The organism is Planktothricoides sp. SR001, assembly GCF_001276715.1.
Lineage (GTDB): Bacteria > Cyanobacteriota > Cyanobacteriia > Cyanobacteriales > Laspinemataceae > Planktothricoides > Planktothricoides raciborskii.
On sequence record NZ_LIUQ01000081.1, the window covers coordinates 5,491 to 9,207 of the forward strand.

Here is a 3,717-nt window from a genome sequence, read left to right on the forward strand (position 1 = left end):
TCAACAGGAAGTCCTGTTTACCGTCTCCGCTGTAGTCCGCCCAGGCTAAGGAACCGTAGACAACACCAGGAAGGGAAACAGTGGTATCTTCGGTGAAACCATTGCCCGTGTTTTTGTACAGTTTGGAGATGTAGCCTGAACCTGTGTAACCCGTCAACAGGAAGTCCTGTTTACCGTCTCCGCTGTAGTCCGCCCAGGCTACGGAACTGACGTTAACACCAGGAAGGGAAATAGAAGTATCTTCGGTAAAAGAGCCTGAACTTTGGCTGGTGGTGGTAAAATTCCAGGTGCTATTACCAGTAATACCGGCATAATTATTCCCCGCAATATCCTTAATCGCACCGTTGGCAATTTCTACATAATAATCTGTGCCTTGTGCTAAGTCATTGGTTGGGTTAATTGTCAGTTGACTGCCACTAACGGTGACATTACTGTTAGTAACCGCAATGGTTTCGACAACAGAATTATCCGAGACTTTCTTGATAACAATATTGCCACTACCTTTTTGAATGGCTTCACTGAAGTTAACCACTAAGTTAGCACCAACTGCTACCCCTGTGGCATTATCAGCAGGGCTGAAACTGCTGACTGTGGGTGGGGTGGTGTCAGTGGGGGCGACGGTTTGGAAATTCCAGGTGCTATTACCAGTAATACCCGCATAATTATTACCCGCAATATCCTTAATCGCACCGTTGGCAATTTCTACATAATAATCTGTGCCTTGTGCTAAGTCATTAGTTGGGTTAATGGTCAGTTGACTGCCACTAACGGTGACATTACTGTTAGTAACCGCAATGGTTTCGACAACAGAATTATCCGAGACTTTCTTGATAACAATATTGCCACTACCTTTTTGAATCGCTTCACTGAAGTTGACCACTAAGTTAGCACCAACTGCTACCCCTGTGGCATTATCAACGGGGCTGAAACTATTGGCTGTAGGTGGGGTGGTGTCACCAGAACTAGAACTTTGAATCGTTAAACTCCAGCCGCCAGCTATACTACCACTATCCCCTCCTACATCATCCTGCACAAATAGCTGCCAAGCCCCATTGGGATTTGTGCCATTGAATGCGGACAACGCCGTACCATAAGGGCCTGCGGGTGCGGGAGTAGAGAAGGTATCACCGACTTCGTAGTCAGTTGGACGATAGGTTCCTGATGTAATTTGAGAGTCATCTGGCAATGTCCCTGAAGCGCTGTCACTAAAAGTTAGATTGACATTATTTAAGGGTGAGCTATATCCTCCCCCAGCATCGGACATGAGCATGACTTTTTGTCCCCCAGGGCCGAGCAGAAACATATCTACATCATCTGGCCAAGTATGGGATAAACCCAATAAGCTGACTTGAATGTTGGTAATGTTCCCACTGACACCGGAAACGTTAATCGTTGATGGATAAGGCGAGGCACTGCCGCCCGCCGGAATAGTAATACTATTGGGGTTGGTGAAAATTGGCAAAACTTCCTCGGAAACGATTGTTCCTGTTGCCGTATTAGGAGTTCCCCCAATGTATCCTGTACCGGAGTTGATGTTGAAAACAACGGTTTCGTTTTGGCTTTCTGCTAGGGTATCAGCCGTGGGGTCAACCACTACCTGGGCCGTACTAGAGCCAGCAGCAAAGGTAATTGTCCCTGTTTTTGTGCTAGGACTAAATGTCACTGCGCTGTTGGTTAATACCGTATAGTCGGCTGGGTCACTCCCAACCGCAGCCGCATTAGCTGTTCCCGCGACCCCAAAGTTAACCGTCATAGGAGAGGTTAAATCTCCACTGCGACTAAAACTGTAGGTTAAATTCCCTGAACCATCTTCCTGTACTGTCACCGGACTGACATTGACGGTGACAGTGGGGAGGTTGCTACTCATTAAAGCGTTATAAATATTCAACCGCTTCCCTGAGACAGTTTTGCCATTGAGGGCAGAAATCGAGTCCCCAGTTGACATGAGGCTATTCTTAACCTGCTGTGCCGTCCAAGTGGGATTTTGAGACCACAGCAACGCCGCCGCCCCGGTGACATGGGGACTCGCCATTGATGTCCCACTAAGAGTCCCGTAGCTACTATTGGGAAGAGTGCTATAAATATCCGAACCAGGGGCTCCTAAATCTACAGTGGTGGCTCCATAGTTGGAGAAAGAGGACAATCCATCGGTGCGGGTGGTTGAGGCAACTGAGATGATATTAGCTAGGTCGTAGCTGGCCGGGTAAGCAGGGGTTGTGTCTGTGTTTTGCGAACTATTACCCGCCGCCGCAATGAATAAAGCTCCCTGTTGTCCGGCAGTATTGATGGCATCGTAGAGAGCTTGACTATAGCCACCGCCTCCCCAAGAGTTATTAGTCAGTTTGACTCCCTTGGCTGTTGCATAGTTAATCGCTAGGATGGCATTGGATGTAGAGCCGGAACCACTATCATCTAAAAACTTAAGTGGCATGATTTTGGCATTCCAAGCCACCCCTGTCACCCCAATGCCGTTATTGCCTTTTCCGGCAATGGTTCCCGAAACGTGGGTTCCGTGTCCCTGCACATCCATCGGGTTATTGTCGTTATAGGCAAAGTCCCAACCCCGGACATCATCGATATATCCGTTATTGTCGTTATCAATGCCATCGCCTGCGATTTCCCCTGGATTTGTCCAGATATTCGCCGATAAGTCCGGGTGGTTGTAATCAACGCCGGTATCAATCACACCGATAACTAAGTTTTGGTTGCCCTTTTGAATATCCCACGCTTCGGGAGCGTCAATATCGGCATCGGCTGTACCCCCACTTTGACCGGTGTTATTGAGTCCCCAAAGTTGGGAATAGCCAGGATCGTTAGGAGTGGTGGCTTGGGGAGTAATTATGCTTAAGCTTTCTTCAGGATTTCTGGTTTTTGAGGTATCTTCCAGGGTGATGATATAGTCCGGCTCGATGTACTCGAAGCGGGGATCATTCTTATAAGTCGAGATGATTTTTTCTACGTTTCCGTCGGGAATCTGCCAAATGTCAATGCCAAGTTGTGACGCTTTGCTAACTTTTGTGACCCCGATTTGCGCCTGTAAGTTGCTAATCTCATTGGAATTAGCTCCGGGCTTTAGTTTTACTATGACACGATCTGACCGAAAATCTGGAGACATGATGATTGCACCATTCAATAAATAAAGATGGAAAAAGATGGGATTTTTCGGAAAAACTCTGATTCCGAAAGTCTGCTCAAAAGGGCTGGTGGTATAGGTCGTATCTTCAAGTTAAGGCATGGTTTAGCACCCCCTGAATTATGTAGAAACCGGGTTTTTCGTCGATGTTGGGTGGCGGAAATCGAGATTAGGGTTCGCCCCCGTGAAGATGGGGGTTGACCTTTGCTTGCCCGGTTTCTGCTTTCCAACCGTTCTCAAACCTGCTTAATTTCTACGATCGCCTATTTTTCAGGAAAGATCCAGATCACTTGCGGATCAGTAAATTTACGTAAGTAAATACCAGTAAAAACCCAAACCGATCTAAAACTGACCGTCAAGAGTGACGCCAAGAATTTGACTAAAAACCTAAATGTAGCGCTTAAATAATTTAAACCACTATATATAGGTTTAAAAATTGCTTTAATTGGATCAATTTGACCCGGATCCACTGAGCCGTTTTTTGCCAAATCTGAGCCGTTTTTTGCCAAATCTGAGCCGTCATCCGCTGCCCATTTTCAATTACTAACATTAATTAGCAAAAAAAAACAAGAAATAACATTATT

1 protein-coding gene is annotated in these 3,717 nt (G+C 46.4%); it reads right to left on the reverse strand.

Going from position 1 to position 3,717, the window contains the following annotated elements; translation table 11 throughout:
• A partial coding sequence (locus AM228_RS26920; RefSeq protein WP_156332095.1) for a S8 family serine peptidase occupies positions 1 to 3,115 on the reverse strand: 3,115 nt, incomplete at its 3' end.
• Positions 3,116 to 3,717: the final 602 nt, after the last annotated feature.